Genomic DNA, 3,562 nt, shown 5'->3' with positions numbered 1-3,562 from the left:
CGCCCCGAGCCCGCAGCCCAGGTCGGCCAGGGTGCGGACGCCGGCCGCGTACAACCGGGCGGCCCGACGGTCGGCGACCACCCGTCGGGTGGCCTGCTCCAGGCCGGGGCGGGTGAGGAACATCCCAGCGGCGGCCGGGCCGAACTTGCCCACCGCCCGATGACGCAGCTCGGCCTGGGTCAGTGCCGCCGCGGCCAACGTCGGCGGCACCCCGGCCGCGCGCAGCGCCGACGCCGCGACCAGTGGATCACCACCGGCCAGCCCGGCCGCCGCCGTGAGCGCGGCCGACCCCTCGGGGGTACGCAGCGCCGCCAGCTGATCGAGATCCACCCGCCCATTGTCCCGGCCACCCCGGAAATCCTGGCTGGCGGGGCGCGACGCGCTGGCACTCTCCTTGACGGAGTGCTAGCCACGGAATAACCTGCGATTAGCACTCTCACCCTGAGGGTGCCAGCTTCCGGGTCTCGCGACCCGGGTGCGCACGCCAGGCGGACCGGCACCCGCGACGACGGCACCGCCCGGTGGCATGAGGCAGATTGACGCTGGTCAGCCCCGCTGGCCAGCAACGAAACCAGTACCCCAGGAGGGTATGCCCGTGACTACCGCGACCAAGGTTGCGATCAAGCCGCTCGAGGACCGCATCGTGGTCCAGGCGAACGAGGCTGAGACCACCACGGCGTCGGGCATCGTGATCCCCGACACCGCCAAGGAGAAGCCGCAGGAGGGCACCGTCCTCGCTGTGGGCCCGGGGCGCGTCGACGACAACGGCAACCGGGTTCCGGTTGACGTGCAGGTCGGCGACACCGTCCTCTACTCGAAGTACGGCGGCACCGAGGTCAAGTACGCCGGCGAGGAGTACCTGGTGCTCTCCGCCCGCGACGTCCTCGCGGTCATCGAGAAGTAAGCAACCGATCAGTGCCACTGCCCCGGTCCGGCTCGCCGGGCCGGGGCAATGGCGCTTCGAAGGGACATTAATGGCGAAGATCCTGAGCTTCTCGGACGACGCCCGACACCTGCTGGAGCACGGTGTCAACGCCCTCGCGGACGCGGTCAAGGTCACCCTCGGCCCGCGCGGGCGCAACGTCGTCCTGGACAAGAAATTCGGTGCGCCGACGATCACCAACGATGGTGTGACCATCGCCAAGGAGATCGAGCTCACCAACCCGTACGAGAACCTTGGCGCGCAGCTGGTCAAGGAGGTGGCGACCAAGACCAACGACGTCGCCGGCGACGGGACCACCACCGCGACCGTGCTGGCCCAGGCGATGGTTCGCGAGGGTCTGCGCAACGTGACCGCCGGGACCAACCCGGCCGGCCTCAAGCGGGGCATCGACGCGGCGGCCACCAAGGTCTCCGAGGCGCTGCTCGGCCGTGCCGCCGAGGTCACCAGCAAGGAGTCGATCGCGAACGTGGCGACGATCTCCGCGCAGGACTCCACGATCGGCGATCTGATCGCCGAGGCGATGGAGCGCGTCGGCCGCGACGGTGTCATCACCGTCGAGGAAGGCTCGATGCTCACCACCGAACTGGACGTGACCGAGGGTCTCCAGTTCGACAAGGGCTTCATCTCGCCGAACTTCGTCACCGACCTGGAGGGTCAGGAGTCCGTCCTTGAGGACGCGTACATCCTGGTCACCACCCAGAAGATCTCGGCGATCGAGGAGCTGCTGCCGCTGCTGGAGAAGGTCCTGCAGAACAGCAAGCCCCTGCTGATCATCGCCGAGGACGTGGACGGCCAGGCGCTCTCCACCCTGGTGGTCAACTCGCTGCGCAAGACCCTCAAGGTCTGTGCGGTCAAGGCTCCGGGCTTCGGTGACCGGCGCAAGGCGATGCTCCAGGACATCGCGATCTCCACGGGCGCCGAGCTGGTCGCCCCGGAGCTGGGCTACAAGATCGACCAGGTCGGCCTGGAGGTGCTCGGCACCGCTCGGCGCGTCGTGGTCGACAAGGAGAACACCACGATCGTCGACGGCGGCGGCCAGAAGGCCGACGTTGCCGACCGGGTCTCCCAGATCCGCAAGGAGATCGAGGCCTCCGACTCCGACTGGGACCGGGAGAAGCTGGCCGAGCGGCTGGCCAAGCTCTCCGGTGGCATCGCCGTCATCAAGGCTGGCGCGGCCACCGAGGTCGAGATGAAGGAGCGCAAGCACCGCATCGAGGACGCCATCGCGGCGACCAAGGCTGCGGTCGAGGAAGGCACCGTCCCCGGCGGCGGCGCCGCCCTGGTGCAGATCCGCTCGGTGCTCGACGACGACCTGGGCTTCACCGGTGACGAGAAGGTCGGCGTCTCGGTCGTGCGCAAGGCGCTCGTCGAGCCGCTGCGCTGGATCGCGCAGAACGCCGGTCACGACGGCTACGTCGTGACGCAGAAGGTCGCCGACCTCGACTGGGGCAACGGCCTCGACGCCGCCAAGGGCGAGTACGTCGACCTGGTCAAGGCCGGCATCATCGACCCGGTGAAGGTGACCCGCAACGCGGTCACCAACGCCGCCTCGATCGCCGGTCTGCTGCTCACCACGGAGAGCCTCGTGGTCGAGAAGCCGGAGCAGGCCGAGCCGGCCGCCGGTGGCGGTCACGGCCACGGTCACGGCCACCAGCACGGCCCGGGCTTCTGATCCGGTAGCGACACCGGGGCACACCGCCGTAGGCGGTGTGCCCCGCTTCGTTCTGCGGGCTGGTAGGTCATTACCGAACGCTGACGTTGTTGGCGACCGGACGAGATGATCGCGCACACTGGGCCGATGAGCACCACGTCACGGCGGTACGCCGCGTTGGCCGGAGTCACCGCCGCCGCCGTCGCGATCGGGATCGCCGAACCGGTCGCGGTGTTGACCGGCCCCCGGTCGGCGCCCCTGGTCGCGGTCGGCGGGGTCATCGTCGACGCCGTCCCCGAGTCACTGAAGCAACTCGCCATCGACCTCTTCGGCACCGCCGACAAGATCGCGCTGCTGGTCGGCACGGCCGTGTTGCTGGGCGGCTTCGCGGCGCTGTTCGGCGTACTGGCGATCCGCCGGCTGGCACTCGGCCTGGCCGGCATCGCCGCGTTCGGCGCCATCGGCGTGGCCGCCGCGCTGACCCGCTCCGGCGCGGACCTCGCCGACGCGCTGCCGTCCCTGGTCGGCGCCGGTCTCGGCGCCCTGGTGCTCTGGCTGTTCATCGCCGGACCGTTCGAGCTGAACCCCTGGCCCTGGTCACCGCCCACGCCGACCGCCGGTCCCCTTCCGTCCGCTGGCCAGGTGTCGCCGCCTGGTCCGCTGTCGTCCGGCGGTTCGGTTTCACCGGCTGGGCCGGTGTCGTCCGGCGGTTCGGTGCCGCCGGCCGGTCCGGTGTCGCCGGCGGGGCCGGTGCCGGTGACTCCCGCTGCGCCGACGGCGGCGGTCGAGCCGGTCGGGCCCGCCGAGGTGGACCCGGAGTCGCGGCGGCGGTTCCTCACCGGGAGCGGGGTGCTGCTCGGCACGGCCGTGGTGGCCGGTCTCCGGTGGCCGTTGCTGGCGGCTCGCCCGGCCGGTTCCCCCGCCCCCGCCCCGCTCCGCCGTCCCCCCCCCCCCACCCCCGCCCCGCC

3 protein-coding genes and 1 pseudogene are annotated in these 3,562 nt (G+C 71.2%); 3 read left to right on the top strand and 1 reads right to left on the bottom strand.

What is annotated here, in order from left to right; genetic code table 11:
- On the bottom strand, positions 1 to 330 hold a 330-nt coding region (locus tag PSH25_RS20570), incomplete at its 3' end, for a DUF8688 domain-containing protein (RefSeq protein WP_502361356.1).
- Positions 331 to 595: 265 nt separating this feature from the next.
- On the opposite strand from PSH25_RS20570, the gene groES reads away from it, so the two are divergent.
- From groES to PSH25_RS20555, 3 genes and pseudogenes are all read left to right on the top strand, one after another.
- Positions 596 to 904, top strand: a complete 309-nt coding sequence (groES, locus tag PSH25_RS20565; protein ID WP_007465101.1) for a co-chaperone GroES — start codon at positions 596 to 598, stop codon at positions 902 to 904.
- A gap of 70 nt (positions 905 to 974) precedes the next feature.
- Complete coding sequence (gene groL / locus PSH25_RS20560) at positions 975 to 2,615, top strand: chaperonin GroEL (protein WP_112624388.1); 1,641 nt, start codon at positions 975 to 977, stop codon at positions 2,613 to 2,615.
- A gap of 126 nt (positions 2,616 to 2,741) precedes the next feature.
- Positions 2,742 to 3,562 (top strand): annotated as a pseudogene (locus PSH25_RS20555) (molybdopterin-binding oxidoreductase); the annotation flags it as partial.

This window comes from Micromonospora foliorum (genome assembly GCF_022229015.1).
GTDB classification, from domain to species: domain Bacteria; phylum Actinomycetota; class Actinomycetes; order Mycobacteriales; family Micromonosporaceae; genus Micromonospora; species Micromonospora foliorum.
This window is presented reverse-complemented; position numbering and strand designations above follow the sequence as displayed.

What these genes read in the sequence shown, in the direction of transcription:
- groL (WP_112624388.1), top strand. Translation starts at nt 975, where the DNA reads ATGGCGAAGATCCTGAGCTTCTCGGACGACGCCCGACACCTGCTGGAG.